At 30.3% G+C, this 1,546-nt stretch carries 2 protein-coding genes; both read right to left on the bottom strand.

What is annotated here, in order from left to right:
- Nucleotides 1–56: 56 nt before the first annotated feature.
- Nucleotides 57–650 carry a class I SAM-dependent methyltransferase gene (locus Q428_RS13985; RefSeq protein WP_035382014.1) on the bottom strand — a complete coding sequence of 198 codons (594 nt, stop codon included), beginning with the start codon at nucleotides 648–650 and terminating at the stop codon, nucleotides 57–59.
- Nucleotides 640–1,191, bottom strand: coding sequence for an ECF transporter S component (locus Q428_RS13990; RefSeq protein ID WP_035382016.1), 552 nt, complete (start codon nucleotides 1,189–1,191; stop codon nucleotides 640–642). Before Q428_RS13990 ends, Q428_RS13985 begins: the two co-directional genes overlap by 11 nt.
- Between the last annotated feature and the right edge of the window lie 355 nt (nucleotides 1,192–1,546).

A 1,546-nucleotide genomic window follows, 5' to 3' on the forward strand; every position in this document is an offset into this window, starting at 1 on the left:
TCTCTATATTACTACAGTAAGTATATGTCCCATATGGGGAAAAACAGGGACAATTGTTAACTGTCCCTGTTTTTTCTGTCCCTGTTTTTTATTCCTGAAACCATATACATTTCATCATTATCAATAACTGTTTGGACTAAAAAATACTTTGAAAAAAGCTTTGCAGTAACTTCTGCTGGTGGAAGTTTGTGGTCTTCTACTGCCTTATGAGACCTATGAATAGCATTAATCTGTTCCTTACTTTGTGAATGCGCAACAACAATCTTGCCCCCCAGCTTTAAAATGCTGAAAAGTTGCTTAAGAAGTTTTTCTTTATCAGTAAAGTGAGGATAAACAGAATATAGGAATATATAGTCGTATTGTCCTTGATGCTCAAGTACATCACCACATAGGAATTCGATTCTTTCATCTGTATATTTTTTCTTTGCCATTTCAATCATATTTTCAGATAAATCGATTGCTGTGATTTTCTCTGGATTATATTCCAACAAAAATTTAATCAAAACTCCAGTTCCTGTTCCAACATCTAAAATACTGGATTTTTGTTTAATGTCGGATAAATTTAATATCTGTCTTATTTTATCTTCATTGTGGTTGCACATCTCATCCCATTTATGAGCAACACTATTAAAAAATTCTTTATCGTTCAAAATTTTGCCCCCCTGTAATTGTAACTTTACTTAAAAATATAACAAGGAATGGAATTAAAATCAATTGAATTATAATTCCAGGTATTGGAGTAATAAAGGCTGAAGTCAGGAACATCTTTAATAAATATGGTTTTCCCATAGCAAAGGTAAACAGTATATAGTTTGCAATACCAGAGACTATTCTTCCAGCTAGCATTGCAATAATAAGTGATATATATGTCTTTGTTATTTTGTTTTCTGATTTTATTGTTTCAAATAAAAGTCCAGATATTAAACCATAGGTTCCAAGCTCAAATGCCATTGAAACTGCAGTTGGATAAATAGGAGGCATACCAGTAAATACTGAGCTTAAAAATGGTGTTAAAATTCCAACAAGAAAACCATATTTTTTGCCGGCTATAAAACCTGCAAGTAAAACTGGAATATGCATTGGTAAAAACACAGGTCCTCCTAGCTTAAATTGATGAAAAATAATTGGAAGTAAAATTCCTAAAGAAAGTAACAGCCCTGCCTTAACTAAATCATTTGTTTTTGTGTTCATAATATAAATCCCCTTTCTAAAAACAAAAAATAAAACCCGAGGCAATGTAAAACAAACAAAACCTTCGGGTTTCAAATTCGACGTTATTAAACTATGACTTATATAAAATTCTATAAAGCACCTTCGTGGTGCTCTCAATACACTACTTATTATATATATATTTATAAAATAAATCAATAGAATAGATAAAATTTAGAATTTCAAAAATCAATTGTTTTCTATAACTTTGTTTGACAATAATAAGTTATGAATTTTTTTATAAAGGATAACTGCAAATAATGTAAATACAGAAACTAAAGCAATGGAACCACCAGGAGCACAATTGATGTAATAGGATAAAATAAGTCCAGAGATT

It is taken from the genome of Fervidicella metallireducens AeB, assembly GCF_000601455.1.
Taxonomy (GTDB): Bacteria; Bacillota; Clostridia; order Clostridiales; family Caloramatoraceae; genus Fervidicella; species Fervidicella metallireducens.